Here is a 26,438-nt window from a genome sequence, read left to right on the forward strand (position 1 = left end):
CACCGATACGGTGGCGTCCGTGACCGACGACCCTGAAGCCGCCATCGCCCAGCACGTCCACGACGCGTGGGACGGTTCCCTGCGGCTCGTGCACATCACGATCTCGGACGAGGACGGCGACGCCTACCCCGGCCAGGACGTCGACCGGTGGGTGATCGACGTCCGGGTGCCCATCACCGACGACGAGGCCGAAGCGGTGTCGGTCGCCGAGGTCGCCGCGTACACGAGCCGATCGCCCGAGTCGGTCGAGGCACTGGTGCTCGGGTACCAGGTGTCCGACGTCGACGGTGACTTCGCCGCGGCGATCGTCGTGCCGGACGCCACGGGCGAGACCTTCCTGTCGCTGCAGACGCACGCCGCCGAGATGCTCGGCAAGCCGGACCTGCTCGCGCTGGACCGCCTCACCGTGCGCCCGGCGTACCGCGGGCTGCCCGGGCTCGTCCCCGCCGTGGTCGACGCCGTGCGTCGTGGCCCCGCCGGTCGTTCGGCGTCGTGGGTGCTCGCGGACCCCTCGGTCTGGAACGTGCCGTTCGAGGACCAGGACCGTGCCGCCGGCGAGTTCGTCCAGTGGGCGGACACCCACGTGTTCGCGTCGATGAACGCGGACCACGAGGACCTCGAGCGGTTGGCCGCCGTGCCCCCGACCGGCGGCATCGTCATGGGGTCCCGCTCGGACGAGGTGCACCTCGGCGACGCGCTCGACGAGGCGTTGGCGCGTCCGGCGATCGCGGTGGCGTTCGCCCTGCCGCCGAAGCTCCCGGCGAGCATCTGGGCCGCGGCCCCCGAGGACGTCCACGGCGTGCACCCCGACGAGGCCACCGGGTCCATCACCGTCGAGACGCACGACGAGCAGCTCGAGGTCGTCGGATCGCCCGGCACGGCACCGCAGCTGGTCGGGACCTCGGCTTCGGCCGACGCCGCGACGCAGGACTGGCTCCGGGCGGTGCACCAGCGCTGGTGGCAGTACGAGCCCGGACTGCACGACCGGATCCACGAGGTCGTCGACGAGTACCTGACGTCGGGGGAGATCGAGTCCGTCACCGACGAACGCGCCCCGCACCTGCACGCGCCGGACCTGCCCGTGTTCCGCACCGAGTGGCCCGGGATCGGCGAGGTGCACCTGGAGCCCCTCGGCGAGGACACCGAACCGGTCGTGTACGACGCCGTGCTCGAGGTCGGCGATGCCCACGACCACATCGGGGTCGTCGTCGTGCACGAGTCCGGGCACGTCCGCGCGTCCCTCCACGACGAGTGGAACCCCGGGCTGGTCGACGTGGGCGGTGCGCTCACGCACCTGGTCAGCCTCGGTGCGGGGGAGTTCTTCGCGGACGCCCTGCACGACGAGCTGTCGGCCGGCGCCGAGCACGCGATCCTGACGGGCGACGTCCGCGGGCACTGACCGCAGTCGAGCGCCCGGCCCGTCGCCGAGCGCGGCTCAGACCGGGCGGTAGATCGCGATCGGGGGCGCCTGGTCGTCACCGTCGTCGTGCGCGTCGCCGGTGGCGAGCCAGGTCCGCCCCTCGTGCTCGATCGTGGTCGGCAGGTCGCCGTGCACCAGGATGCGGATGGCGGGGGTGTCACCGTCGATCAGGTCGACGCCGTGGGCCTCGGTCCCGCCCGGGTTGTCGTGCACGTAGCTCATGCTCCGATCGAACTCCTCGGTGCCTGATGACCGTGCCTGATGACCGCGCCTGACGACCGCGTCGGGCCGCGACGGGCCGCGCCTCGCGACACCGGACACGCCCGGATCTGCCGCAGAACACGTCTGTGGGCCCGCGATCGGGTACAGTCGACTCCGCACGGCCCACACGGCGTGCGAACGCGGATGTGGCGCAGTGGTAGCGCATCACCTTGCCAAGGTGAGGGTCGCGAGTTCGAATCTCGTCATCCGCTCGGACGGAACAGGACCCCCGGGGTTGCTCACAGAGCAGCACCGGGGGTTCTGTCGTTCCCGGGCGCCGTGAGCGGGCGCATCCGGGGGCGCAGGCTTCGGGTACCCGCGCCCGCCGGACGCAGAGGCCGCACTGCCCCGAGTGGAGACGCCGGGTGGGTGGCCCAGCGATGTCCCGAAGAGTGATCCGGAGCATCGTCGCGGTCGGATTGGACCCCAGTTCGGGGCATGCGGAAAGCCGCAAGAACTCCGCACGAGATGCGTTCGGTGATTGCGCTAGCCGCGATCCTCGGGTAGTGGGATCAGCGTGGCACGGGTGCCGGGGAGGCTGATCCAGCGCGCGGATCCGGCCTCGACCACCGTGACGAGCACGGTGTCACACGTCCGGCACCGGGCGACGGAGCCCATCGCCGAGCAGTACACGGCGGTGCGTGCGACCGATCCGTGGGACCCACACCCCGCACAACACAGCACCGTCACGGTCGGCTCCGGTCCGAGCACCTCGGACAGGACCCCCGCGAGCGCGTTGCCGTCGACGACGGTCATCAGCTGCCCCCGAACCGTTCGGCACGGACGTCGGCGGTGTCGTGCCCGAGGTCGGCGAGCCAGCGGAGCACCTGCTCGACGAAGGGCGTCGAGCCGCACACGTAGACGAGCGCCCTGGCGTCGGGTGGGAAGACCGCGGCGGCGAGCGCATCGCGGGTCAGCCGTCCCGCGAGCACGGCGGACCCGGGTGGAGCGATCCGGCTGTACACGGTGGTCACCTCGAGCGGAGCGTCGGAAGCGACGGCCCGGTCGAGTTCGGCGCGGAAGAAGACGCCGTCCGGGGTCCGGACGGCGACGAGCAACCGGAACGGTGCGGGGTCCCCGGCCTCGGCGTGCGCGGTGACCATGGCGACGAGCGGCACGATCCCCGAGCCGCCGGCGATCAGCTGCACCGGACGGTCGGACGCGCCGGGACGCCACACGAACCAGCCGCCGAGCGGCCCGTGCACCTCGAGCGCGTCGCCGACCTCGACCGCGTCGACCAGGAACGGGGACACCTCGCCACCCTCGACGCGGTCGACGGCGAGGACGACGTCGGTCCGGTCACCCGCCGAGGCGATCGAGTACGAGCGGGATGCCTGGTAGCCGTCCTCGGCCGTGAGCCGCAGGTCCAGGTGCTGGCCCGGGTCGTTCCCCGGCCACGTCGGGACGTCCAGGACGACCCGACGGGCGTTCGGGGTCTCGCGCTCCACCGAGGCGACCGTCGCGGGGTGCCAGGCCGGCCGCCTGCGGGGCGCGGGCCGACCGGCGGGCGCGATCCGGGCCTCCAGGTCGGTGGACGGGGCGGTGGGCACGTCGGTGTCGGGAACCGTCACCAGTACCGCTCTTCCTTCCACGGGTCGCCGTGCAGGTTGTAGCCCGCGTTCTCCCAGAAGCCCGGTTCGTCGTCCGCCTGCATGACGATCCCGCTCACCCACTTCGCGCTCTTCCAGAAGTACAGGTGCGGCACCAGCAGGCGCGCCGGACCGCCGTGTTCGGGCTCGAGCGGTTCGCCGTCGGCCTCGAACGCGATCCACGCCTTGCCGTCCAGCAGCTCGTCGAGCGGCACGTTCGTCGTGTACCCGCCGGTGCTGTGCACCATGCAGTAGTCGAGCGACGTCTCGACGTTCTCGAACAGGCGGTCGAGAGGGACGCCGCGCCACGGCATGTCGAGCTTGGTCCAGTGGGTGACGCAGTGGATGTCGACGGTGACGTCCTCGACGCCGAGCGCGTGCACCTCGTCCCACGTCCAGGTGTGCAGACCGTTCTCGGTGCGGATCGAGAAGACCCACGACGCCGGATCGACGTCAGGCGTGGCACCGGCCGACAGGACCGGCCAGTCGCGCACCAGGGTCTGGCCGGGCGGGATGCGGGTGTCGTCGCGGTCGGCTCGACGGCCACCGAACCCCCTGGTGAACGTCGCCATGATCCTCCTCGGACGGGATGGTCCGATCATGCTCCGTGCCGGCGGCGCCCGTGTAACGAGTTCGTAAACACTCGGACGGACGAGGAGCAGGAGTTGGGGGATCGCCGGGTTCCCTCTATCGTTCACCGGAACGATTACAGGAGGGGCCACCCCGAATGCAGCCCATCGTCCCCGAACCCCGGAACGCCCGCGGCCCGAGCCGCCGAGCGCTCCTCACCGGCGCCGCCGGTCTGGCCGGCCTCGGCCTGCTCACCCTGACGGGGTGCAGCTCCGGCGCGAACGCCGGCACGCCCACCATCCCCGAAGCGGCGGCCACCGGCGTCGCCCGACGCGGCGGTCGCCTGCGCATCGCGCGTCCGGCCGCCTCGGCCGCCGAGACCCTCGACTCCGCCAGCTCCCTGTCGGCGTACGAGTACCTCGGCGCGCTCTACAACCGGCTCGTCAAGCTCGATGAACAGGGCACCACCGTGCCCGACCTCGCCGAGGAGTGGTCCGCGAACGCCGACGGCACCGAGTGGACGTTCTCGCTCCGCCGCGGCGTCACCTTCCACGACGGCAGCCGCTTCACCGCGGACGACGCCATCGCGAGCATCCGGCACATCCTCGACGAGAAGACCGGCAGCCCGCAGGCCGGGGTCCTCGGCGATGTGATGGACGCCGACTCGATGCGTGCGACCGACCCGTTCACGCTGCGGTTCTCGCTGACCAAGCCGAACGCCGAGTTCCCGTCGCTGCTCACCGCGTACCAGTGCTACATCGTGCCGGCGGCCGCGATCGCCGACATCGGCCGCACCGGGATCGGGACGGGCCCGTTCCGGCTCTCCGCGTTCACCCCCGCCGGTGCCGGCAGTGTCGAGGCGTTCGACGACCACTTCGCCGGGCGTCCCGCGCTGGACGGCATCGACTTCTACTCGATCCAGGACACCACCGCCCGGGTGAACGCGCTGCTCGCCGGCCAGATCGACCTGATCTCGCAGACGAACCTGGACTTCGCGACCGCTCGGGTGGTGTCCGCGTCCGACCGCGCCACCGTCGCCCGGTCGAAGAACGCCCAGTGGTACACGATCCCGATGCTCGCCACGAGCGACGAGTTCAGCGACCCGCGGGTCCGCCAGGCGATGAAGCTCGCCTACGACCCGCAGCAGATCGTCGACACCGCCCTGCAGGGCACCGGCTCGCCCGGGTGGGACAACCCCGTCCCGCCGCAGCTCGCCGCGTTCGTCGACGACCACCGCGAGTACGACCCGGACAAGGCGAAGGCACTGCTCAAGCAGGCCGGTCACGAGGGGTTCCGGACCTCGATCTACACGTCGAGCTACGAGTCGGTCTTCACGCCGATGGCGGTCGCCTACCGCGACGCCGTCGCCGACGCGGGCATCCGCCTGACGGTCCGCAACGCGAGCTCGGACTCGTACTACACGCAGATCTGGATGCAGAAGCCGCTCATGGTGAGCTACTGGTTCACCGGCCGGCCGATCGACCAGCTGCTCAACCAGATCTTCCGCACGGGCTCGTCCTACAACGAGAGCGCGTGGTCGAACGAGACCTTCGACGGGCTGCTCGACGACGCCCGCGCCGAGATGGACGACGCCAAGCGGCTGACGCTCTACCAGGACGCCCAGCGGCTCGTGGTCGAGGACGGGGCCGACATGACCCCGATGTTCGGCGACCGGCTCGTGGGGTTGTCCCGCGACGTCGTGAACTACTCGGAGTACGGCTTCGAGTTCGACTACCTCCGGATCGGACTGCGCCGATGACGACCAAGAACACCCCGTCGGACGTCCTCGTCCCCGTCCTCCGCCGGATCGGCATCGCCGTGCTCACGGTCGTGCTCGCCTCGCTCTTCGTGTTCCTGGCCGTGCAGGCACTGCCCGGCGACGTCGCGCAGCAGCTCCTCGGCCAGAACGCCACCCCGGACGCCGTCAAGCAGCTGCGCGAGACCCTCGGCCTCGACCAGAACGTGTGGCTCCGCTACCTGCAGTGGCTCGGTGGCGCGGTGCACGGCGACTTCGGCACCTCGCTCGTCAGCGGCGAGGCCGTCGCGCCGACGCTGTTCACCGCCTTCCGGAACAGCATGCTCATCGCCGTGCCCGCCATGCTCGTCGGCGTCACGGTCTCCCTGACGCTCGGCGTCCTCGCCGGGGTCCGTCGGGGTCGCCCGTCCGACAAGGTGATCTCGATCGTCAGCCTCGTCGTGATGAGCGTGCCCGAGTTCATGGTCGCGACCGTGCTCGTGCTGCTCTTCGCGATCGGCCTGCCGATCTTCCCCGCCGTCGTGCTGCGGGGGAGCGACGCCACGGTCGGCGAACTCCTGCCGACGATCTGGCTGCCGATCATCGTGCTCACCCTGGCGATGGCCGCCTACATCGTGCGCACCGCCCGCTCCTCGACCATCGACGTGATGGCGTCCGAGTTCGTCACCACGGCGGAGCTCAAGGGCCTGACGATGCGCCGCGTGGTCTGGAAGCACGCGGTGCCGAGCGCGCTGCTGCCGACGCTCAACGTCGTCGCGCTCAACGTCGCCTGGCTGCTCGGCGGTGTCGTCGTCGTCGAGAACGTCTTCAACTACCCGGGCATGGGCAAGCTCATGCTCGAGTCGGTCTTCAACCGCGACCTGCCGACGATCGAGGCGATCGCGCTCCTGAGCGCCGTCATCTACGTCGTCTGCAACCTCGCCGCCGACCTCGTGGCGCTCGTCCTCGACCCGAAGCTGCGGACCCGCCAGCGGCGACCGCGCACGCGCACCCGCACGACGCGCAGCACCAGGAAGGCCGCCGCATGACCGCCACCGCCACCCGCCGCCCCGGACGCGCCGTCCTCGCCGGGGCCCTCGCGCCCCTGCGCGGCTCGACGGCGCTGAGCATCGGCCTCGGCCTCATCGCCCTGCACGTCGTGCTCGCCCTGCTCGCACCGGTCATCGCCGGGTACGACCCGGTGGCCACGAACGCCGGCGACGTCCTCGCCGGTCCGACCTGGACGCACTGGCTCGGTACCGACCAGTACGGCCGTGACGTGCTGTCGCGGACGCTCAACGGCGGCCGGTACGCCCTGCTCGTGACGTTCCTGGCCACCACGATCGCGGTCGCGGTCGGCACGGTGCTCGGCTGCATCACGGCGTACGCCGACAACTGGTTCGACGAGGCCGTCATGCGCGTCGTCGACGCCCTGCTCAGCGTGCCGTCGATCCTCGCCCTGCTGGTCGTGGTCACCGTCTTCGACGCCGGGCTCTGGGTGATCGTCCTCGCCGTCACCGTCGTCTACGCGCCCGCCGTGACCCGCGTCGTCCGTGGTGCCGCCCGCACCGTCATCACGCAGGACTACGTGACGGCCGCCCGGGCCCGGGGTGAACGTGCGCTGTCGATCGTGTTCCGCGAGATCCTGCCGAACGTCCTCGACGTGGTGCTCGTCGAGTACGCCATGCGGGCCTCGTGGATCGTGCTGCTCGTCGCGTCGCTGTCCTTCCTCGGCTTCGGCGCCAACCCACCGACGCCGGACTGGGGGCTGATGGTGCAGGAGAACCGCACCGCGCTGACCGTGGTGCCGCTCGGCACGCTCGCACCGATCGTCGCCCTGGCGACCCTGGTGATCGGGCTCAACCTCGCCGCCGACGGCCTGAGCAAGTCGCTCGGCGTCGACCGCGCAACGAAGGGAGTGAGCGCATGACGCACACCGACACCGCACCGGCCGCACCGGCGACCGCGACGGACCCCATCGTCCGCGTCGACGACCTCGCGATCTCCTACGCGGCCGGCAAGCGCCTGGTCCCCGTGGTGCGCGGCGTCTCCTTCGCGATCCCCGCCGGGCGCACCCTCGGCCTCGTCGGGGAGTCCGGCAGCGGCAAGTCCACCGTCGCCCGGACCCTGCTCGCGCACCTCCGGGCGGGCTCGACCATCGTCCGCGGCTCGGTCCGCGTCGGCGGCGACGACGTCTTCGCGCTGTCACCGTCCGGCCGCCGCGAGCTCCGCGGCGGCGTTGCCTCCGTCGTCGCGCAGAACGCCGGCCAGGCGCTCACCCCGTCGATGCGCGTCGGCGAGCAGATCCGCGAGGCCCTGCGCGCCCACCGCGAACCCGACGGCCCCGAGCGCGTCGCCGAGCTGGTCCGGCTGGTCCGGCTGCCAGACCCCGACGCGATCGTCCGCCGCTACCCGCACCAGCTCTCCGGTGGGCAGCAGCAGCGCATCGCGATCGCGATGGCCGTCGCCGCACGCCCGCGGGTGCTCGTGCTCGACGAGCCCACGACGGCGCTCGACGTCGTCACCCAGGCCGCCGTCCTCGACCTGATCGCTGACCTCGGCCGGCAGCTCGGCATGGCCGTCCTGCTCGTCAGCCACGACCTCGGGGTCGTGTCGGCGATGGCGGACGAGATCGCCGTCATGCGCGACGGCGAGATCGTCGAGCACGCCGCCACGGCGGCGCTCTTCGCCGCCCCGCAGCACGAGTACACGCGTGCCCTGCTGGCCGCGGTGCCGGACGGGCGACGGCCGGGAGAGACGGATCGCGTGCCCGAGACGGCGACCGTCTCGTCGACGGTCGCCTCCACGGCCGGCCGAACCGTTCCTCTCCCCACCGGCACGGCCGGCCCGCCGCTGGCGCGTCGCGCCGGAACCGGCGGCGTGGGCCCAGAACCGCTCGTCCGTCCCGTGGTGACCGCCGAGGACCTGGTGATCCGCTACGGACGCGGCCTGCCGGCCGCCGTCGACGGCGTCTCCTTCACGATCGCACCGCGTGAGACGCTCGCGGTCGTGGGGGAGTCCGGAAGTGGCAAGTCGACGCTCGCGACCGCCCTCGCCGGCCTGGTGCCGGCCGAGTCGGGCACGTTCTCGTTCGACGACGGGACCGTGAGCGGCGACCTGCGCGAGCCGATCGCCGGACGGTCCCCGGACCTTCGTCGTGCGGTGCAGCTCGTGTTCCAGAACGCCGACACGTCGCTCAACCCGCGGCGCACCGTGGGCGCGGCGATCGGGCGACCGCTCAAGCTATTCACGGGCACGTCCTCGCGGCAGCGCGTCGGCGAGCTGCTCACCCAGGTCGGCCTCGGCCCGGAGTTCGCCGAGCGGCTGCCGGCGCAGCTCTCCGGTGGGCAGCGGCAGCGCGTCGGCATCGCCCGGGCCCTCGCCGCCGAGCCGCGCCTGGTCATCGCCGACGAGATCACCACCGCGCTCGACGTGCAGGTGCAGGCCGGGATCCTCGCGCTCCTCGCCGACCTGCAGCGCTCGCGCGGGCTCAGTTGCCTGTTCATCAGCCACGACCTGGCCGTCGTCCGGGGCGTGGCCGACCGGGTCGCCGTGATGACCGGCGGCCGGATCGTCGAGATCGGACCGACCGAGCGGGTCTTCACCGGCCCGAACCACCCGTACACGTCGACGCTGCTGGCCGCGACGCTCGAGCCGGGCAGCACCGAGCTGCCCGACGTCGGCGACGGGGTGCCGCGCTGGCGGCACACCGAGGGCTGGACCGACCACGGCGACGGACACCTGACCCGGAACTGGGAGGACGCATGAGCCGCGATCGCTCGGTCTACGCCGACGCTTCGACCTTCACCGCCATCGGCGCGCCGGACTCGCTGCCGGACGGCGTGACCGTCCGCGACGAGTGGATCCCGATGCCCGACGGCGTCCGGCTGCACACCCGGATCTGGTCGCCGGTGTCGCCCGACGGTCCGGTGCCGGTGCTGCTCGAGTACCTGCCGTACCGGCTCGACGACTGGACCGCGCCCCGCGACTCGGAACGGCACCCCTGGTACGCCCAGCACGGGTACGCCTCGGTCCGGGTCGACATCCGGGGCAGCGGCTCGTCGGACGGGTTCTTCGACGACGAGTACAGCGAGCAGGAGCTCCGCGACGGTGAGGCCGTGATCGCCTGGCTCGCCGAGCAGGAGTGGTCGACGGGTGCCGTCGGCATGTTCGGCATCTCGTGGGGCGGGTTCAACGCCCTGCAGCTGGCGGCGCGTGCGCCCGCTGCCCTCAAGGCCATCGTCACGGTGTGTTCGACCGACGACCGGTACGACAACGACGTGCACTACGTCGGCGGAGCGGTGCTCGGCATCGACATGGCGGCGTGGGGCGCGACGATGTTCGCGTTCAACTCGCGGCCGCCCCGGCCCGAGGTCGTCGGCACGGACTGGGTCGACCGGTGGCGCGAGCGGCTGGAGTCGAACCGCCCGATGACGCCGGTGTGGCTCGCGCACCAGGAACGCGACGACTACTGGCGGCACGGCAGCGCCGCCGAGGACTACGGCAACATCGGTGCAGCGGTCCTCGCCGTCGGCGGCTGGGCGGACCCGTACCGCGACGCCGTGCTCCGACTGGTGTCGAACGTGCAGTCCCCGGTCAAGGGCATCGTCGGGCCGTGGTCGCACCAGTACCCGGACCGCGGTCTCGCACCCGGACCGTCGATCGGGTTCCTGCAGGAGACGCTGCGTTGGTGGGACCGCTGGCTCCGCGGGATCGACACCGGCGTGGAGGAGGACCCCGCACTCCGCGCCTGGATCAACGAGGGCGAAGCCCCGGCGACGTACTACGCCTCGCGACGGGGCCGGTGGGTCGGCGCCGAGGCGTGGCCCTCGGCGGCGACGCACCGGCGTGCGCTGCCGCTCGCGACGCTCCGCGGCGGCGAGGACGGGCCGGTCGTCGTCCGGTCGCCGCAGCACACCGGCGCCGACGCCGGACGGTTCTTCCCGTTCGGCAACGCGACCGACCTGCCACCCGACCAGCGTGCCGAGGACGGCCGCTCCGTCTGCTTCGACCTGCCCGTCGGCCGGGCGTTCGACCTGCTCGGCAACGCGCTCGTCACCCTGTCGGTCACGAGCGACCAGCCCCGCGCCACCCTGACGGTGCGGTTGTGCGACGTCGCGCCGGACGGCTCGTCGACCCTCGTGACGCGCGGGGTGCTCAACGCGGCGAAGCGGGACGGCATGGACCGGAACGACCCGCTGGTCCCCGGTGAGCCGGCGTCGCTGCCGGTGCAGCTCGTCGCGACCGGTCACCGGTTCGCCGCCGGGCACCGCCTGCGGATCGCGGTGTCGTCGTCCTACTGGCCCTGGGTCTGGCCGCACGGCACCGAGGCCACCGTCACGATCGACCCGACGGCGTCCGAGGTGTGCCTGCCCGTCTGGACGCGCGACACCGACGACGACGTGCGCTTCGACGAGCCCGAGCGGTCGACGCCGCTCGCGATCGAGCGCGTTGCACCGACCGAGCAGCTGCCCCAGCGCACCGTCACGCACGACGTCGAGACGGGGGAGTGGACCCTCGACGTCGACCCCGGGTACGGCGGTGGACGGGTCTACCCCGACGGGCTCGTCTTCAGCGAGGACGCCCGCGAGACGTACCGCATCCGGTCGGACGACCCGAACTCGGCCGTGGCATCGTCGCACTGGGCGATCGGCCTGGAGAAGCCGGACTGGTCGGCACGGCTCGAGACGTCCTCCGAGGTCACCGCCGACGCCGAGGCCTTCCACGTCGTGAACACCGTGCGGGCCTGGGCCCGTGACGGCGGCCTCGACGCCCCCGAGGTGCTGGTCACCGAGCAGACCTTCGCCGACGACGTCCCGAGGACCTCGGCGTGACCGGCGCGGCGGGTGCTGCACCGGGGGCGGCGGCGGGTGCTGCACCGGGCGCGGCAGCGGGTGCGGCGCCGCGCGTCCGGCAGCGTCCCGCGGTCCGGCGCGCGATGATCGTCGCGGCCGCCCGTGCCGTCATCGTCCGCAACGGCGTCGGCGCGACGGGGCTGCGGGACATCGCCGCCGAGGCCGGAGTGTCCGTCGGCACCGTGACGTACCACTTCGGCAGCGTGGCGGAGATCCTCAACGAGGTCGTCGTGCTCGAGACGGAGCGCTTCTACGGGGCGATCGTCATCGCCGTCGACGCCGAGTCCGACCCCGTCGAGGCGCTGCGGATGCTCGTGGCGCCCCTGTTCGACGACACCGAACAGGTCCGGCAGCACTGGCGGATCTGGTCCGACTACTGGACCGCGGTCGCCCGCCGGCCCGAAGTGGCCGCCGAGTACGCCGAACGGATCCGCGTCTGGGAGGCCTGTCTGGTCCGGGTGATCCGCCGCGGTGCCGACGCCGGCACGTTCCCGGGCGGCGCCGGACCGATCTCGCCGGACACCGTGGCCCTGAAGCTCGCGGCCTACAGCGACGGTGTCGCGACGCAGATCGCCCAGGGCGTCCCGGGGCTCACGAACACCGTCGCGCTGTCGTGGATGTGGACGTTCCTGGCGCACGAACTCGGTGTGCCGGCTGTGGAGATCGCCGGAACCGGCCAGCAGCCCTTGTGATGAGGTAAGGCTTGCCTTACCGTTGCAGCATGGCACGGACCCGGCGACAGCCCAGCGAACGCATCCTCATCGCCGGCGGCGTCGAGGACCTGCCGGAGATCCGCCGTCAGCTCGAAGACCTGCCGGAGAACGCGTACGGACAGGTCTTCGTCGAGGTCGCCCTCGACGAGCAGATCCGCATCCTGCCCGCGCCGCCCCGCGTGACCGTGACCTGGCTGGTCCGCAGTGCCCGCACCTCGGCGGTGTCGCCGCTCGTCTTCGCCGACCACGGCGAGGCCCTCGCGCACGCCCTGACCGGCTGGGCGGCCGAGTGGTGCGTCGCCGACTGCGAGCCGCGTACGAGCGTCTGGATCGGGTGCACCGACAGCCCCTGGGTCGAGCGCGCGCGTTCCGCCGTCCAGATCGAGCTGAGCGACGCCGGCTTCGACACGCTCGTCGGCTGACCGCTGCCGGCTGACCGCTGCCGGCTGGCGGCTGCTACCCGCCGGTAAGGGCAGCCTCCGCTTCCTTGCGGCATACAAGAGAAGCGGGCATGGTTGTGTCCATCGGCAGCACCGAACTGGTCAGGACAGGCCCAGCGATCCGGTGTAACCACGACGCAGGAGGTTCAGACATGACCACGACCACCACCAGCACCACGACCACCACGTCCCCGTTCTCGACGACGCCGGAGCTCGCCGCCGGAGTGGCACAGTTCCTCGCCCCCGTCGTGATCGACCTCGAGGCACTCGTCGTCAACGGCAAGCAGGCGCACTGGCACGTCCGCGGCCGCAACTTCGTCGGTGTGCACGAGCTCCTCGACGACATCGTCGAGCACGCCCAGGCCTACGCCGACACCGCCGCGGAGCGCATCGTCGCCCTCGGCCTGCCGGTCGACTCGCGCATCGCGACCGTCGCCGCCAACACGACGCTGCCGCCGCTGTCGCAGGGCTTCCAGAACTCCGACGTCACCATCACCGAGGTCATCGCCCAGATCGACGCGGCCCTGCTGCAGGTCCGTCGCGCCGTCGAGGGTCTCGACGAGGTCGACCTCAACAGCCAGGACGTCGTCATCGAGATCGAGCGCGGTCTGACGAAGGACCGCTGGTTCCTGCAGGCGCACCTCGCCGCCTGAGTCGCGACCAACCCCTGACGGGAGGCCCGATGCCAGCTGGCACCGGGCCTCCCGTCCGTCTGTCGTCGCGTCTGCCCATCGCGACCCGCTTCGACCCGGTGCGCGGCTGGGCGACACGCCGCTGGCGCGACGCCGAGGTTCCACGGACCGACGTTTCGGCGCGCGAGATGTGCAGATTTCGGAACCTCGGGGGACGTGAGCGGCGCGGCGGACGGGCGCGGCGCGGCGGGGGGACGTGAGCGGCGCGGCGGCGCGTCAGGCAGACGGGCGGACCAGGCCGGCCTCGTACGCCAGCACCACGGCGTGCACCCGGTCGCGCAACTGCAACTTCGCCAGCACCCGCCCCACGTGGGTCTTGACGGTCTGCTCCGCGATGAACAGGTCGCCCGCGATCTCGCCGTTCGACCGCCCGCGCGCCATGAGCAGGAACACGTCGCGCTCCCGGTCGGTCAGGACGTCGAGCACCTCGGTACGCGGAGCGGCGGTGACCGGTCCGGCGACGAACGCCTCGACCAGGTGCCGGGTCACGCGCGGCGCGAGCAGTGCCTCGCCCGCAGCCACCGTGCGCACCGCCGCGACGAGCTCGTCGGCGCTCGCGTCCTTGAGCAGGAAGCCGCTCGCCCCGGCCCGCAGGGCGTCGAACACGTAGTCGTCGATGTCGAACGTCGTCAGCATGACCACGCGGACGGGTCGGTCCGTCGGCGCCGCCGTGATCCGTCGGGTCGCCTCGATCCCGTCGAGTTCCGGCATCCGGACGTCCATCAGGATCACGTCCGGCTGCAGCCGGATCGCCGCGACCACCGCTTCGGCACCGTTCGCGGCCTCGCCCACGACCTCGACGTCGTCCTGGGCCTGGAGGATCGCCCGCAGTCCCATGCGGAACATCTGCTGGTCGTCCACCACCATCACCCGCGTCATCGACTTCCCCCGTCGGCCGCCGGTACGCGGACGGGCAGGGTCACCACGACCGTGAAGCCGCCGTCCGCCACGGGGCCGTGGTCGATCGTGCCGTCGAGCGCCGTCACCCGCTCGCGCATCCCGGCCAGGCCGAAGCCACCGTCGTCGGGTGGTGCCGTCGGCACGGTGCCAGCGGGTGGAGCGGTGTTGGCGACCTCGACCCGGAGACGCGTGTCGAGCCTCCTGACCGTCACGACGGTGGACGCGCCGGGCGCGTGCCGGGCGACGTTGCCGAGCGCCTCCTGCACGACCCGGTAGACGGTGAGCTGTGCGAGCCGGTCGACGTCGTCGGCGACGTCGACGTCGAGCTCCACCGGGATGCCGGCGGCGCGCGTGGCCTGCACGAGCGCGGGCAGGTCGGCGAGGTCCGGCTGCGGGGCGCGCTCGGCGGCGGTGTCCCCGCGCAGGGTGCCCAGCAGCTGGCGCATCTCGCGCAGCGCCGTGCGCGAGGTCTCGGCGATCGCGGCGAACTCGGCGCGGGCCTCCTGCGGCAGGTCGGCCACCCGGTACGGGGCCGACTCCGCCTGCATGTGCACGACGGACATGCTGTGCGCGACGACGTCGTGCAGCTCGCGGGCGATCCGGGAGCGCTCCTCGACCGTGCGGCGCCTGGCCTGCTCGAGCTCGGCGTCGCGGCGGGCGGCGACGAGCTCCTGGCGGATGCTGCGGCGCTGCCCGATGACGACGGCGGCCGCGGCGACCAGGAGCGTGTCGCCGGCGGACACGACGAAGCTCGTCGCCCACACCGCGGGCTGGTCCCAGCGGCCCGGCGTCACGGCGACGAGCAGCAGGGGGAGCACGGCGGCGACGGCCCACACGATCGCGGTCAGCCGCCACGTCGAGCGGACCCCGAGCACGACGAGCAGGACGCTCAGGCCGATGATGCCGGTGACCGGGATCGGCCACGGGCTCGTCTCGACCGGCGCGGTGAGCAGGCCGAGCGCGACGAGTCCGACGAGGTGGGCGGCGGCTGCGGTTCGGGGGACGAACGGGGCGATGCCGATGCTGACCGCGAGCACCGCCGAGACGAGCAGGGAGAGCGGGACGGCGACGGCGTAGTAGACCGAGGTCACCGGGGCGGCGACGCTGAACAGGGACACCACCGCGACCACGAGAGCGATCCGGGTCGCCAGCGGCAGCCAGGTCGGTCGCGGGCGGAGCAGGGCGGTGGTCACGGTCGGACGATCTCTCCGGTGGGGACGATGCGGGGTGTGGCGGACGGGGCGTGCGTGACGGGTGTGGTGCTCACGGTGGGCAGGTCGGTCGCGGACACGTCGGTCGCGGGCACGTCGGTCGCGGGCACGCCGGTCGTGGGGACGATCGCGGCGGCCGCTCGGGCGGCACAGGCATCGCGCCTGCGGCTGATGCTACCGATCATCCGGTCGACCGCGATGCCGAGGCCGCCCGCGACCACCATCGACACCAGCGCGGCGACGAGCGGCTCGTGCAGCACCTGCGACGCGGCCAGGGCGATCCCGACCGAGGTCGCGGACCACGCCGTCCCGGCGATCGCACTGATGGCGAGGAAGCGACGGTAGGGCAGCCGTGTCGCGCCGGCGGTCATGTTCACCGCGACCCGGCCGACGGGGATGTAGCGGCCGACCAGGATCAGGCTCGCGGACCGGCGCTGCATCTGCCGTTCGGCGAACGCGAACGCCGCGGCGATCCGCGGCCGTCGGGACTGCGCCAGGCGGGCGAGTCCGATCCGACGGCCGATCCAGTACGCCACCGAGTCACCCGCGATCGCCCCCACCGCGGCGGCCACCAGGACCCCGGCCAGGACGGGCTGGCCGGACGTCGCGGCGATGGCGGCGACGGCTACGAGCGCGGACTCGCTCGGGACCGGTGGGAAGAAGCCGTCGACGAAGCACAGGGCGACGAGCACGACGTAGACGAGCGGACTCGCGGCCAACTCGACGACGAACGGGGTGATCTGGTCGAACACGGCGACGCTCCCTCCGCCGACGGACCTCGTCGACGGGTTCGACGCTACGGAGCGCCGGGAGCGCTGCCATCCCGCCGGGGTCTCGACGACCCCCTACTGCGGTATGACCTTTCCGTCGGTGGTCCCGTCGGGGTCCGACCCGGCCGACGCGGCGGCTGGCACCGCGGACCCGGCCGACGCCGCGGGTGGCTTCGCCGACCCGGCCGATGCGGCCGCGGCTTCGCGGATGCGCCGGACCACGGCCGTCGTGGAGTGCTCGGGGACGTAGTCGACCATGACCACCTCACCGCCGTACCCGCGGACGACCGCCGTCTCGCGGAGCATCTCGGGCGAGTAGTCGCCGCCCTTGACGTAGACCTCCGGGCGCAGCCGTTCGATGAGCGGGATCGGGGTGTCGGTCGCGAAGACCGTCACCAGGTCGACGCAGGCCAGGGCGGCGATCACGCCGGCGCGGTCCTCGGCCGGGTTGATCGGGCGTTCCGAGCCCTTCAGCCGTCGCACCGAGTCGTCGTCGTTCAACGCGACGACGAGCAGGTCGCCGAGGTCCCGGGCCTGGCGCAGGTACGTCGTGTGCCCACGGTGCACGACGTCGAAGCAGCCGTTCGTGAACACCACGCGACGACCGACCTGGCGGGCCCGTTCCACGGCCACCGCGAGCTCGTCGTGGTCGACGACGGTGGCGGCCGGTGCCGTCACCGAGTCGAGCAGCGCGGCGGCGCTGCAGACCGACGTCCCGGCCTCGCGGACGACGACGTCGGCGGCGGCCTGTGCCACGGACACGGCATCACGGACGGACGCGTCGACAGCGAGCGCCACGGCCGCTGTGGCACAGAACGTGTCACCGGCGCCGGACGCCTGCTGCTCCGAGGCCGGCACCGCGCGGGTGCGGAAGCCCTCGTCCGTGCCGGGCTCGAGCAGCACGGTGCCGTCGCGGTCGAGCGTGACGACGGCCGCGCGGGCACCGGTCCGGGCGAGGACGTCGGCCCGTGCGCCCAGGACGGCGGCCACCCGGTCGGCGCCGGTCCCGAGGTCGCGTCCGAGCAGTGCTGCGGTCTCTCCGGCGTTCGGCGTGACGAGGTCGGGTCGCAACGACGCCCAGCGGGGCAGGTCGTGCGCGTCGACGACGATGGACCCGGGGCGGTCGCGGTCGAGCACCGGGACGACGTCCTCGGCACGGACGCCGAGTGCGTAGTCGCAGACGACCGCGGCGTCGGCGCAGCGGACGGCTCGGGCGACGGCACGTGCCAGCCGTTCGTTGTGGTCAGCGGTCGGCGTACCGGCCAGGTCGTCGACCCGCACCACGACCCGGTCGCCACCGACCACGCGGGACTTCGTGGTGGTGCGTGCACCGGCGATCTCGACCATGAACGTCGTGTCGACGCCCGCGGTCTCGAGCCGTTCGCGCAGGACGTCACCGGCCTCGTCGTCGCCGATGAGTCCGACGATCCGGACCCGGGCGCCGAGCGCGCGGGCGTTCACCGCGGTGTTCGCCGCCCCGCCGGGCACCGCGATGGTCTCGGTGACCCGGACGACGGGTGCCGGTGCCTCGCGCGAGACCCGCTCGGCCTCGCCCACGGTCCACCGGTCGAGGATGCAGTCGCCGATCACGACGACGAGCGGTTCGCGGTCGTCGATCGTGGCGACCAGGTCGCGGACGAGCCGGACGTCGACGCTCATCGTGTGCCGCCGGCGGTGCGTGCGGGGGCGGGCTCGAGGTGCACGACAGTGGTGGTGGTCATCTCGTCGAGCAGGTGCGGGCCGTACCCGAAACCCGCTCCGGAGGCACGGCGTGGCTGGGCGCTGCCGCCCGGTGCCCCGCCGAACACCGCGTTGACCTTGACGGTGCCGACCGGCAGTTCCGCGGCGGCGCGCAGGGCGTGACCGGTGTCGTTCGTCAGGACGGTGGCGGCCAGGCCGTACCGGTCGGCGGCCGCGAGCCGGAGCCCCTCGTCGAAGTCGGCCACGACCCGGACCGGCGCGATCGGCCCGAAGGTCTCCTCGGTCATCACGAGCATGTCGTCGGTGCACCCGGTGAGCACGGTCGCCGGGTAGAACGACCCGGCGCCGTCCGGGGTGACCCCACCGGTCCGTGCCGAGGCACCGCGCTGCAGGGCGTCGTCGACGTGGGACTGCACGGTGCTGCGCAGCCGGTCGTCGACCAGCGGACCGTAGGTCGTCGCGGGTGCGGCGGTGCGGCGCTCCGCCTCGGCCACGAGGGCGGCGACGAAGGGCTCGGCCACGTCGCAGTGCACGTAGACGCGTTCGACGCTGGTGCAGATCTGCCCGGTGTTCGCGAACGCACCGAGCGCCACCTGGGCGGCGGCCCACTCCGGGTCGACGTCGGCGTCGACGACGACCGCGTCGTTCCCGCCGTTCTCACGGATCACGTGGGCTCGGGTCGCGACGGCGACCTCGGACAGCCGGTCACCGGTCGCGGTGGACCCGACGTGCGCGTACACGTCGATGCCCTCCTGGGCGAGCAACAGTTCTCCGGTCGAGCCGTCCCCGTCGACTCCGACGAGCACGCCGTCGGGCAGGACCTCGGCGAGCAGGGCGTTCAGGCGTGCGATGGTGGCGGGGGACCGCTCGCTGCCCTTGTGCACCACGGTGTTGCCCGTCACGATCGCGGCACCGAGCATGCCGCAGGCCACGGCGACCGGGTCGTTCCACGGCGTCAGGGCGAGGACGACCCCGCGGGGGTGCGGGACGGCCCAGTCGGCGGCCCCGAACTGCCCGCGCAGGGCCTCGCCGCGGTGCACCGGTCCGAGCTCGGCGTACTGCACGAGGGTCCCGACGCCGGCGTCGACCCCACCGAGTGCGTCACCCGGTACCTTGCCGGTCTCGCGGGTGTTCAGGTCGGCGAGCTCCTGGGCGTGTGCGCGCACGTGCTCGGCCGCCGCGTGCAACAGTGCCCCGCGCTCGGCCGGGGCGGTGCGCCCCCAGGGGCCCGCAGCGGCGCGGGCGCGGGCGACCGCGTCGCGGACCTCGGCTTCGGAGGCACGGGGCACGGTCGACGCGACCGTCCCGTCGACGGGGTCGGTCACCACCAGGTCCGTGGCGGCGTCGGCAGCTGCGGGTGCGATCGTCATGGTGTCCTTCCGGAGGGCGTACGGGGGTCAGACGGTGCTCGGACACCGCTGTGTGCCGACTCGACTCCGCGCTTCGTGTCCATCGGTGACCGTCCGTCGCCCGGTGCTGGACGTCCCACCGGGATCCGACCGGTAGACGAGAGGCGTGCAGCAGATCGGTGTGGGCGGAGAACGGTTCGACGGCGTGACCGAGATCGCGGTGCTCCGCGGCGGGGGCCTCGGCGACCTGATGTTCGCCGTGCCGGCCCTCGAAGCCCTCGCCGCGGCCTACCCGGACGCGCGCACCACCCTCCTTGGCACGCCCGCCGCGGCAGCGGTCCTGGGCGGTCGGACCGACGCCGTGCACGCCTTCGAGGAGCTCCCGGTCGCACCGGGTGTCCGCGACGTCGGCGCCGACGCTCCTGATGCCGAGGACTTCTTCGCGCGGCTGTCCGGCCGGTTCGACCTCGCGGTGCAGCTGCACGGTGGGGGTCGCAACTCGAACCCGTTCCTGCTCCGCCTCGGCGCCCGGCACACCGTCGGCACCGCGACCGAGGACGCTGAGGTCCTCGAGCGCTGGGTGCGCTACGTCTACTACCAGCACGAGGTCCTGCGTGCCCTCGAGGTCGTGTCGCTCGCGGGTGCCGCCCCCGTCACGCTCGATCCGCGGGTGCGCGTGTCCGACGACGAGCGGGCGGCGGTCCGCGAGCGGCTCGGCGTCGCCGGGGACGGCACCCGGCTCCTGGCGATCCACCCCGGAGCGACGGACCCGCGCCGCCGATGGAGCCCGTCGCGCTTCGCCGAGGTCGCCCGTGTCCGGCTCGCCGCCGGGGACGACGTGGTGCTCGTCGGCGACGCGTCCGACGTGCCGGCGTCGACCGCCATCGTCGAGGCGCTGCCCGCCGACCTCGCCGGACGGGTGCACGACCTGACCGGCGCCGTGCCGCTCCGCGAGCTCCCCGCCGTGCTCGCCGCCGCCGACGTCATGGTCGGCGACGACTCCGGCCCGCGGCACCTGGCGGTCGCCGTCGGGACGCCCACCGTCGGCGTGTTCTGGTTCGGCAACGTCGTCAACGCCGGGCCGTTCGACCGCGGGCGCCACCGCGTGCACCTGTCCTACGTCACGCGCTGCCCGGTCTGCGGGGTCGACGTCACGCAGGTGGGGTGGACGGCCGAGCGCTGCGCGCACGACCCGTCCTACGTCGACGAGATCGACCCGCAGCAGGTCCTCGACGACGTCGCCGACCTGCTCCGCACCGTCTGACCGCGGCACCGTCTGACCGCACCGTGCGCACGTCCCCACCCCGTGCGCGGTTGACCGCTGCGTGCTGCGCTGCAAGCGCGCACCACGCCGTCTACCCCGCACCAGGCAACGCAAGCCGCACCGTGCGCAGGTCCCCACCCTGTGCGCGGTTGACCGCTGCGTGCGGCGCTGCAAGCGCGCACCACGTCGTCAACCCCGCACCAGACGACGCAAGCCGCACCGCGCAGGCAACGTGACAAGACCGACGGCCGGGACGCCCGGCGCACGACCGGCACCGCGCCTCCCGTCCGCACCGTGCGCACGTCCCCACCCCGTGCGCCGTTGACCGCTGCGTGCGGCGCCACAGGCGCGCACCACGCCGTCAACCCCGCACCAGACGACGCACGCCGCACCGCGCAGGCAACGTGACAAGACCGACGGACTGGAGGCACGGTGCCAACCCGACACGTGCCTCCCGGCCGCACCGTGCGCACGTCGCCACCCCGTGCGCCGTTGACCGCTGCGTGCGGCGCCACAGGCGCGCACCAGGCCGTCAACCCCGCACCAGACGACGCAAGCCGCACCGCGCAGGCAACGTGACAAGACCGACGGACGGGAAGCCCGGCTCACGACCGGCACCGCGCCTCCCGTCCGCCACGTGGCGACGACCAACGCGCGGTGCGAGGTTGACCACTCCGTGCGGGTTTCCGTCCCAGCACGGAGTGATCAACCTCGCACCAGGCAGCGAGCGTCTACGGCCAGCTCGGCTCCGTCGCGGGCATGATCGACAGCTCCCGGATCTCGCAGCCGGCCGGCTGCGCCAGCGCGAAGAGGATCGCGTTCGCGACGTACTCGGGCTCGATGAGCTGCGCGTCCGGACCCGGCTTGTACTGCTCGGTGCGGTCGGCGAAGAAGTTCGTGCGCATGCCAGCCGGGATCACGTTGGTGACACCGATGCGGCCGGCGGTCTCGGCGGCCAGGGCCTGCGAGAAGCCGCGGACGCCGAACTTCGAGGCCGAGTAGGCGGTGCCGTCCCCGACGCCGCGCAGGGCGAGCGAGGACGAGATCGTGACCACACGTCCGTGCGCTGCCTCGAGGGCGGGCAGGGCGGCGCGGACGACCGAGGCGGTGCCGATGAGGTTGACCGCGACGATCTTCTCCCAGTTGCCGGAGGAGATCGCGTCGATCGGTGCCGGGGTGTCGATCCCCGCGGCGGTCACGACCGCGTCGAGTCCGTCGTGACGCTCGGCCGCCTGGCGGACCGCCTGCTCGACCGCGTCGGTGTCCGACACGTCGACGGCCACGGCGTCGATGCTCTCGGACACCGCGTCGACGCGCAGGTCGAGGACGATCGGGGTGCCGCCGGCCTCGACGACCGCGGCGACGACCGCCGCGCCGAGTCCGGAGGCGCCGCCGGTGACGAGGACGCGACCGATAGGGGTGGTGGGGACGGGCATGGACTTCCTTCCGTAGGGGCGTGGATCCGTCGGGTTCAGCCGACGTGTTCGAGGGCTGCGGCCAGGCGGGTCGTCGAGCGGCCGGGGTGGAACGGGACGGTGACGACGTGTCCGCCCCACTCGGCGAGGGTCGCGGCCTCGGGCAGCTCACTCGCGGTGTAGTCGCCGCCCTTCGCCCAGACGTCCGGGCGGAACCGGCGGAGTGCCTCGTCGGGGGTGTGCTCGTCGAACACCACGACGGCGTCGACGCAGTCCAGGGCGAGCAGGAGTTCGACGCGGTCGTCCTGGGTCATGATCGGCCGTTCCGGACCCTTGAGCGCGCGGACCGAACTGTCCGAGTTGAGGCACACGACCAGGCAGTCGCCGAGTGCCCGCGCGGCCGACAGGGTGCGGGCGTGCCCGGCGTGCAGCAGGTCGAAGCAGCCGCCGGTCGCGACGACGGTGCCGCCGGCGCTCCGGACCTCGTGCACGGTGCGCAGCGCGTCGCGGTCGGCGCCCGGTACCCGCAGCGGCGCAGGGCCGTCGTCGGCGAAGAGCGCGGTGACGCCGCCGGCGGCCAGGTACTCGGAGGCCGCGACCACGCCGGCGGCGACGGCTCCAGGGACGTCCGCTCCACCGGCCAGTGCCACGGCGACACCGGCCGCCAACCGGTCCCCGGCGCCGCACGGGTCGCCGGCGGTGACGGAGGGTGCCGGCACGAAGCGGCTGTCCGAACGGTCGTCAGCGAGGAGTGCTCCGCGGTCGCCGAGCGTCACCGCGACAGCGCCGACACCCCACTGCTCGACGAGGGCCGTGGCGGCCACGGTGGCGAAGGGCACGGTCGCGACGGGCACGCCGTGGCCGTCGACGTCGGTGAACCGGCGGGCCTCGGCGGCGTTCGGGGTGGCCACGGTGATGCCGGGAACGGGTGCGGCGCCCTTCGGGTGCGGGTCCCAGACCACGGGGGTGTGCTCGGCGACGCGTGCGAGGGCCTCCCGCAGCGCCGGAGCGGCGGCGACCCCGCGGCCGTAGTCGGCAACCACGATCGCGTCGGCGTCGTCGAGGGCGGCCGTCATGGCGTCGGTGGCCTCGGGCACGGGCGGGGTCGCACAACCCTCGTCGATGCGGACGAGCGCGTGGTCGACGACGCGCACGCGGGTCTTCACCGGCGTCGGGGCACCGGAGGGCCCGGCGACCACGGTGACGTCGGGGAGCAGGTCGCGGAGCTCCTGCGCACGGGCGTCGTCGCCCAGGACGGTGACCAGGGTGACGTCGTGTCCGTCGCGCACCAGCATCGTGGCGACGAGTCCGGCACCCCCGGCGCGGCGGTCGTCGGTCGTGACGTCGACGACGGGCACGGGTGCGTCCGGGCTGAGCCGATCGCTGGTGCCGGCCACGTCGACGTCGAGCAAGGTGTCGCCGACGACGACGATCCGCAGGCGACGACCCGCCGCGCGGTGGGGCCCGGCCGGTCGCTGCGCGGCCGGCTGCTGGGGCGTCATCGCCGGACCCCGCGGCGCAGTGCGGGCTCCATCGCCCGGCACAGGGCGTGCACGAGCACGAGCTGCGCCTCCTGCACGTTGGCGGACGGCCCCGCGATGCAGATCGCGTCGTCCACGGCCTCGGCGAGGGGGTTCGGCCGGGGCCCGGTCATCGCGATCGTCCGGGCACCGACGGCGCGGGCGGCCTCGGCGGCGCGGAGCAGGTTCGGGCTCCTGCCGCTGGTCGACAGCAGCACGACGACGTCACCCGCCCGGGCGTGCGCCGACACCTGTCGCGCGAAGACCTGGTCGAAGCCGTAGTCGTTGCCGATCGCCGTGACCGCCGAGGTCTCCGCGTGCAGCGAGATCGCGGAGTAGGCGGGGCGGTCGCCGTCGAACCGTCCGGTGAGCTCCGAGGTCAGGTGCTGCGCCTCGGCGGCCGACCCGCCGTTGCCCGCAGCGAGCAGGCGGCGACCTGCGACGAGTCGGGCCGCGATGTCGTCGGCCCAGGCGGCGATGTGGTCGTGGTGGTCGACGAGCGAGGCGATCACGGGGACCGAGGCGGCGACGTGGTCGAGCACGATGCGCGCACTCGCGGTGGTGTGCTCGTCGATGCCGGGCTGCTGGTCGATGGTCATCGGGCGGTCCTCTCGGTCGGCTGTGCGGCACGCGGGACCCGTCCGGCGTGGGTGGCGGTGCGCTGCGGTGCGCCCGCCGTGGTGGTGCGCTGCGGTGCGCCCGCCGTGGTGGTCGGTGCGGCCACGGCGACGGCACCGGCCAGCAGCCGCTCGTACACGCGCTCGCTGTCGGCGGCCACCTTCTTCCACGTGTACCGCGACTCCGCGCGTGCACGGCCGGCCCGGCCGAGGGATCCGCGGCGGTCCGGGTCGTCGAGCAGGGCGCCGACGGCAGCGGCGACCTCGGCCTCGTCGCGCGGCGGGACGTGCAGGCCCGTGCCGTCCTCGACGACGGTGTCGATGAGCCCACCGACACTCGACGCGACGACGGGTCGACCGCAGGCCATCGCCTCGAGCGGGACGATGCCGAACGGCTCGTACCAGGGTGCGCAGACCACGACGTCGGCGCTCCGGTACACGGCGGGCATCTCGTGCTGCGCCAGCTGTCCGCGGAAGGTCACGTGGTCACGGACCCCGAGCGACCGGGCGAGGGCGTCGAGCCGCTGGTACTCGGGGTCGTCCACCAGGTCGGCCCCGGCGACACCGGCACCGCCGACGACCACGAGTTCGACGTCGCGCCCCTCGGCGACCAGGGCGGCGAGTGCGGCGATGGTCGTGCCGACGCCCTTGCGCCGGACCAGCCGCGACACGGTGAGCACCCGCTGCGGACGGCCGCGCTCCTCGACGGGCCCGTCGGGGCGGAACAGCGCGACGTCGACACCGCACGGCACGACGGAGATGCGCTGCAGGGGGACGCCGAGGGCCTTCAGCTCGAAGGCCTCGTCGGAGCACGTCGCGACGACCTGGTCGGCGCTCCGTCCGACGGCCGGTTCGAGCCACTCGCGCTCCGCGGGACTCGTGTCGGCCGAGCCCTGGTGCCGACGCTTCACGACGCCGAGCGCGTGGAAGGTCTGCGCGACGGCGATGCGGGTGCCGCCGGTCCGGGCCTGCACCTGCGCGACGGCGTCGAGTGCCGCGTGCCCAGACATCCAGAAGTGCGCGTGCACGACGTCGGGCCGGTCCACGAACCACTCCGCGGCGAGCACCGACGCGAACGTCCCCATGAAGGGGAACAGCTCGTCCTTCGGCACGTGCCGCGCCGGACCGGCGTCGACGTGCACGACGTCGACCCCCGGACGCAGCGGCGCCCGGACCGGCGCGGATGCGTCGTCACGCCGGGTGTAGACGGTCACCTGGTGCCCGCGGTCCGCGAGCGCCCCGGACAGTTCGGCCACGTGGACGTTCTGTCCACCGGCGTCGACACCGCCGAGCACGGCGAGCGGGCTCGCGTGCTCCGACACCATCGCGATCTTCATCGGAGGCTCCCCTCGAACGTGGCCGAAGTCGGGGCCGAGGCCGTGGCCGAAGTCGGGGCCGAGACCGCCCGGTCGCGCCGGGCACCGCGGGTCACGGCGTCGTCGAGCAGGTCGTCCCAGTCGGCGGTGAAACGGCCGAGCGCGTGCCGTGCGAGTACGGCCTCCCGCGCCACGGCCCCCCGTCGGCGCGCCTCGTCGGGGTCCTCGATGAGGATCCGGGAGGCCCGCACCAGCTCCTCGACGTCCGTCGCGATCGCGCCGGCCTCGCCCGGCACCGTGCGGGCCGCGTCCGTCGTCGCGAGCACCAGGACCGGCATCGCCAGGTGCATCGCCTCGAGGAGCGACAGGCCGAGCGAGGTCCACCGGTTCGGGTGGACGTACGCGCGGCGTTCGGCGAGGGCCGTGTGCATCGGGTCGGAGGGCACGTCACCGCGGGCGACCACGGCGTCGCCGAAGCCGAGCTCCGGCAGCCGTTCGGTGCCCATGCCCCAGACGTCGACGGGTGCCACGGCCGCGAAGCGGGGGAGCAGGTCGGTGCCGACGACGCGGTCCCGGCGGACGGGCTCGTTGATGACGACGCCGAGGCGGTCGAGCGAGCCGGTGTAGCGCGGGCCGGGGTCGACGACGCCGTGTTCGACGACCGTGGTGCGCGTGGTGCCGCAGTCCCACATCAGCGCGTTCCAGTGCGTGACGTGCGCGATGGTCAGGTCGTCGCGGTCGCGGAACGGGTGCAGGCTGTTCGGCACGTCGACGCGGGGCGCGTTGTGCTCGACGAAGACGATCGGCACGTCGCGACCGGCCAGCAGGCGCTTCGCCGCGTCGAGTTCCTCGGTGCGTTGCAGGACGACCACGTCGACCTCGGCGTCGGCGACGTCGGCGGGGTCGATCTCGATCGCCGACGCCGGCCAGGCGCGCCCGCCACGACCGAGGCCCCAGGCGTCGCGCGCCGGCGTGGTCGGGATCAGGTACTCGTGCGGGCCGCGGACGAAGGCGTCCATCCAGCCGCCGTGCACGTGCCAGACGAGGATGCGCATGCGGGGCCTTTCGGTCGGTCGGGCACGAGGAGAAGGGGGAGCAGT

24 protein-coding genes and 1 tRNA gene are annotated in these 26,438 nt (G+C 73.3%); 11 read left to right on the forward strand and 14 right to left on the reverse strand.

The window, feature by feature from the left end; translation table 11 throughout:
• Nucleotides 1–19 precede the first annotated feature (19 nt).
• Nucleotides 20–1,399 (forward strand): hypothetical protein, encoded by a 1,380-nt coding sequence (locus HQQ88_RS02500; protein ID WP_148058294.1) that lies wholly within the window; start codon nucleotides 20–22, stop codon nucleotides 1,397–1,399.
• A gap of 36 nt (nucleotides 1,400–1,435) precedes the next feature.
• Here HQQ88_RS02500 and HQQ88_RS02505 read toward each other — a convergent pair whose 3' ends face one another.
• Nucleotides 1,436–1,642, reverse strand: coding sequence for a hypothetical protein (locus HQQ88_RS02505; RefSeq protein ID WP_111084081.1), 207 nt, complete (start codon nucleotides 1,640–1,642; stop codon nucleotides 1,436–1,438).
• A 179-nt stretch (nucleotides 1,643–1,821) separates the two neighbouring features.
• Here HQQ88_RS02505 and HQQ88_RS02510 point away from each other — a divergent pair.
• A tRNA-Gly gene (locus HQQ88_RS02510) sits at nucleotides 1,822–1,893 on the forward strand.
• A gap of 274 nt (nucleotides 1,894–2,167) precedes the next feature.
• On the opposite strand, the gene HQQ88_RS02515 is transcribed toward HQQ88_RS02510, so the two are convergent.
• From HQQ88_RS02515 to HQQ88_RS02525, 3 genes are read right to left on the reverse strand one after another with little or no spacing between them, the layout of a single operon-like run.
• Nucleotides 2,168–2,437, reverse strand: coding sequence for a DUF6510 family protein (locus tag HQQ88_RS02515; protein ID WP_173168548.1), 270 nt, complete (start codon nucleotides 2,435–2,437; stop codon nucleotides 2,168–2,170).
• A complete protein-coding gene (locus HQQ88_RS02520; protein ID WP_248703329.1) occupies nucleotides 2,437–3,252 on the reverse strand; it encodes a ferredoxin reductase in 816 nt (271 codons plus the stop codon). Before HQQ88_RS02520 ends, HQQ88_RS02515 begins: the two co-directional genes overlap by 1 nt.
• The gene (locus HQQ88_RS02525; RefSeq protein WP_131920226.1) at nucleotides 3,249–3,842 is read right to left on the reverse strand and encodes a molybdopterin-dependent oxidoreductase; all 594 of its coding nucleotides are present in this window, start codon (nucleotides 3,840–3,842) and stop codon (nucleotides 3,249–3,251) included. The genes HQQ88_RS02520 and HQQ88_RS02525 overlap by 4 nt, the downstream gene beginning before the upstream one ends.
• 155 nt (nucleotides 3,843–3,997) lie before the next feature.
• Between HQQ88_RS02525 and HQQ88_RS02530 the strand changes: the two genes are divergently transcribed.
• The 8 genes from HQQ88_RS02530 (at nucleotide 3,998) to HQQ88_RS02565 (ending at nucleotide 13,236) form a co-directional block, all read left to right on the forward strand.
• Nucleotides 3,998–5,599 carry an ABC transporter substrate-binding protein gene (locus HQQ88_RS02530; RefSeq protein ID WP_173168549.1) on the forward strand — a complete coding sequence of 534 codons (1,602 nt, stop codon included), beginning with the start codon at nucleotides 3,998–4,000 and terminating at the stop codon, nucleotides 5,597–5,599.
• Entirely contained in the window at nucleotides 5,596–6,624 is a 1,029-nt protein-coding gene (locus HQQ88_RS02535) for an ABC transporter permease (protein WP_123292789.1), read from the forward strand. The genes HQQ88_RS02530 and HQQ88_RS02535 overlap by 4 nt, the downstream gene beginning before the upstream one ends.
• Complete coding sequence (locus HQQ88_RS02540) at nucleotides 6,621–7,505, forward strand: ABC transporter permease (RefSeq protein ID WP_123292790.1); 885 nt, start codon at nucleotides 6,621–6,623, stop codon at nucleotides 7,503–7,505. The genes HQQ88_RS02535 and HQQ88_RS02540 overlap by 4 nt, the downstream gene beginning before the upstream one ends.
• Complete coding sequence (locus HQQ88_RS02545) at nucleotides 7,502–9,343, forward strand: ABC transporter ATP-binding protein (protein WP_173168550.1); 1,842 nt, start codon at nucleotides 7,502–7,504, stop codon at nucleotides 9,341–9,343. Before HQQ88_RS02540 ends, HQQ88_RS02545 begins: the two co-directional genes overlap by 4 nt.
• Nucleotides 9,340–11,409, forward strand: a complete 2,070-nt coding sequence (locus HQQ88_RS02550) for a CocE/NonD family hydrolase (protein ID WP_173168551.1) — start codon at nucleotides 9,340–9,342, stop codon at nucleotides 11,407–11,409. Before HQQ88_RS02545 ends, HQQ88_RS02550 begins: the two co-directional genes overlap by 4 nt.
• Complete coding sequence (locus HQQ88_RS02555) at nucleotides 11,406–12,122, forward strand: TetR/AcrR family transcriptional regulator (RefSeq protein WP_260215230.1); 717 nt, start codon at nucleotides 11,406–11,408, stop codon at nucleotides 12,120–12,122. Before HQQ88_RS02550 ends, HQQ88_RS02555 begins: the two co-directional genes overlap by 4 nt.
• 29 nt (nucleotides 12,123–12,151) lie before the next feature.
• Nucleotides 12,152–12,565: an SIP domain-containing protein gene (locus tag HQQ88_RS02560; RefSeq protein ID WP_123292793.1), complete on the forward strand. Its 414-nt coding sequence runs from the start codon at nucleotides 12,152–12,154 to the stop codon at nucleotides 12,563–12,565.
• Between the two features lie 170 nt (nucleotides 12,566–12,735).
• Nucleotides 12,736–13,236: a Dps family protein gene (locus HQQ88_RS02565; protein ID WP_111084072.1), complete on the forward strand. Its 501-nt coding sequence runs from the start codon at nucleotides 12,736–12,738 to the stop codon at nucleotides 13,234–13,236.
• A 255-nt stretch (nucleotides 13,237–13,491) separates the two neighbouring features.
• Here HQQ88_RS02565 and HQQ88_RS02570 read toward each other — a convergent pair whose 3' ends face one another.
• The 5 genes from HQQ88_RS02570 to HQQ88_RS02590 form a co-directional block, all read right to left on the reverse strand.
• A complete protein-coding gene (locus HQQ88_RS02570; protein ID WP_123292794.1) occupies nucleotides 13,492–14,154 on the reverse strand; it encodes a response regulator transcription factor in 663 nt (220 codons plus the stop codon).
• Complete coding sequence (locus HQQ88_RS20060) at nucleotides 14,151–15,368, reverse strand: histidine kinase (protein ID WP_173168552.1); 1,218 nt, start codon at nucleotides 15,366–15,368, stop codon at nucleotides 14,151–14,153. The genes HQQ88_RS02570 and HQQ88_RS20060 overlap by 4 nt, the downstream gene beginning before the upstream one ends.
• A complete protein-coding gene (locus tag HQQ88_RS02580) occupies nucleotides 15,365–16,138 on the reverse strand; it encodes a VTT domain-containing protein (protein WP_173168553.1) in 774 nt (257 codons plus the stop codon). The genes HQQ88_RS20060 and HQQ88_RS02580 overlap by 4 nt, the downstream gene beginning before the upstream one ends.
• A 93-nt stretch (nucleotides 16,139–16,231) precedes the next feature.
• Nucleotides 16,232–17,815 (reverse strand): D-glycero-beta-D-manno-heptose 1-phosphate adenylyltransferase, encoded by a 1,584-nt coding sequence (gene rfaE2, locus HQQ88_RS02585; RefSeq protein ID WP_173168554.1) that lies wholly within the window; start codon nucleotides 17,813–17,815, stop codon nucleotides 16,232–16,234.
• The gene (locus HQQ88_RS02590; RefSeq protein WP_173168555.1) at nucleotides 17,812–19,227 is read right to left on the reverse strand and encodes an aldehyde dehydrogenase family protein; all 1,416 of its coding nucleotides are present in this window, start codon (nucleotides 19,225–19,227) and stop codon (nucleotides 17,812–17,814) included. Before HQQ88_RS02590 ends, rfaE2 begins: the two co-directional genes overlap by 4 nt.
• Nucleotides 19,228–19,372: 145 nt before the next feature.
• Here HQQ88_RS02590 and HQQ88_RS02595 point away from each other — a divergent pair, with 145 nt between their 5' ends.
• Entirely contained in the window at nucleotides 19,373–20,470 is a 1,098-nt protein-coding gene (locus tag HQQ88_RS02595; RefSeq protein WP_173168556.1) for a glycosyltransferase family 9 protein, read from the forward strand.
• A gap of 731 nt (nucleotides 20,471–21,201) precedes the next feature.
• Here the strand turns inward: HQQ88_RS02595 and HQQ88_RS02600 are convergent.
• The 5 genes from HQQ88_RS02600 to HQQ88_RS02620 are packed head-to-tail and all read right to left on the reverse strand — an operon-like array spanning nucleotide 21,202 to nucleotide 26,393.
• Nucleotides 21,202–21,906 (reverse strand): SDR family oxidoreductase, encoded by a 705-nt coding sequence (locus HQQ88_RS02600; protein ID WP_173168557.1) that lies wholly within the window; start codon nucleotides 21,904–21,906, stop codon nucleotides 21,202–21,204.
• Between the two features lie 35 nt (nucleotides 21,907–21,941).
• Nucleotides 21,942–23,324: a PfkB family carbohydrate kinase gene (locus HQQ88_RS02605; protein ID WP_173168776.1), complete on the reverse strand. Its 1,383-nt coding sequence runs from the start codon at nucleotides 23,322–23,324 to the stop codon at nucleotides 21,942–21,944.
• Between the two features lie 59 nt (nucleotides 23,325–23,383).
• Complete coding sequence (locus HQQ88_RS02610; RefSeq protein WP_123339609.1) at nucleotides 23,384–24,004, reverse strand: SIS domain-containing protein; 621 nt, start codon at nucleotides 24,002–24,004, stop codon at nucleotides 23,384–23,386.
• Nucleotides 24,001–25,359, reverse strand: coding sequence for a glycosyltransferase (locus HQQ88_RS02615; RefSeq protein WP_173168558.1), 1,359 nt, complete (start codon nucleotides 25,357–25,359; stop codon nucleotides 24,001–24,003). The genes HQQ88_RS02610 and HQQ88_RS02615 overlap by 4 nt, the downstream gene beginning before the upstream one ends.
• Nucleotides 25,356–26,393 carry a glycosyltransferase gene (locus HQQ88_RS02620; protein WP_173168559.1) on the reverse strand — a complete coding sequence of 346 codons (1,038 nt, stop codon included), beginning with the start codon at nucleotides 26,391–26,393 and terminating at the stop codon, nucleotides 25,356–25,358. The genes HQQ88_RS02615 and HQQ88_RS02620 overlap by 4 nt, the downstream gene beginning before the upstream one ends.
• Between the last annotated feature and the right edge of the window lie 45 nt (nucleotides 26,394–26,438).

Origin of the sequence: Curtobacterium sp. VKM Ac-2861, from assembly GCF_013204965.1 — a bacterium.
Lineage (GTDB): Bacteria > Actinomycetota > Actinomycetes > Actinomycetales > Microbacteriaceae > Curtobacterium.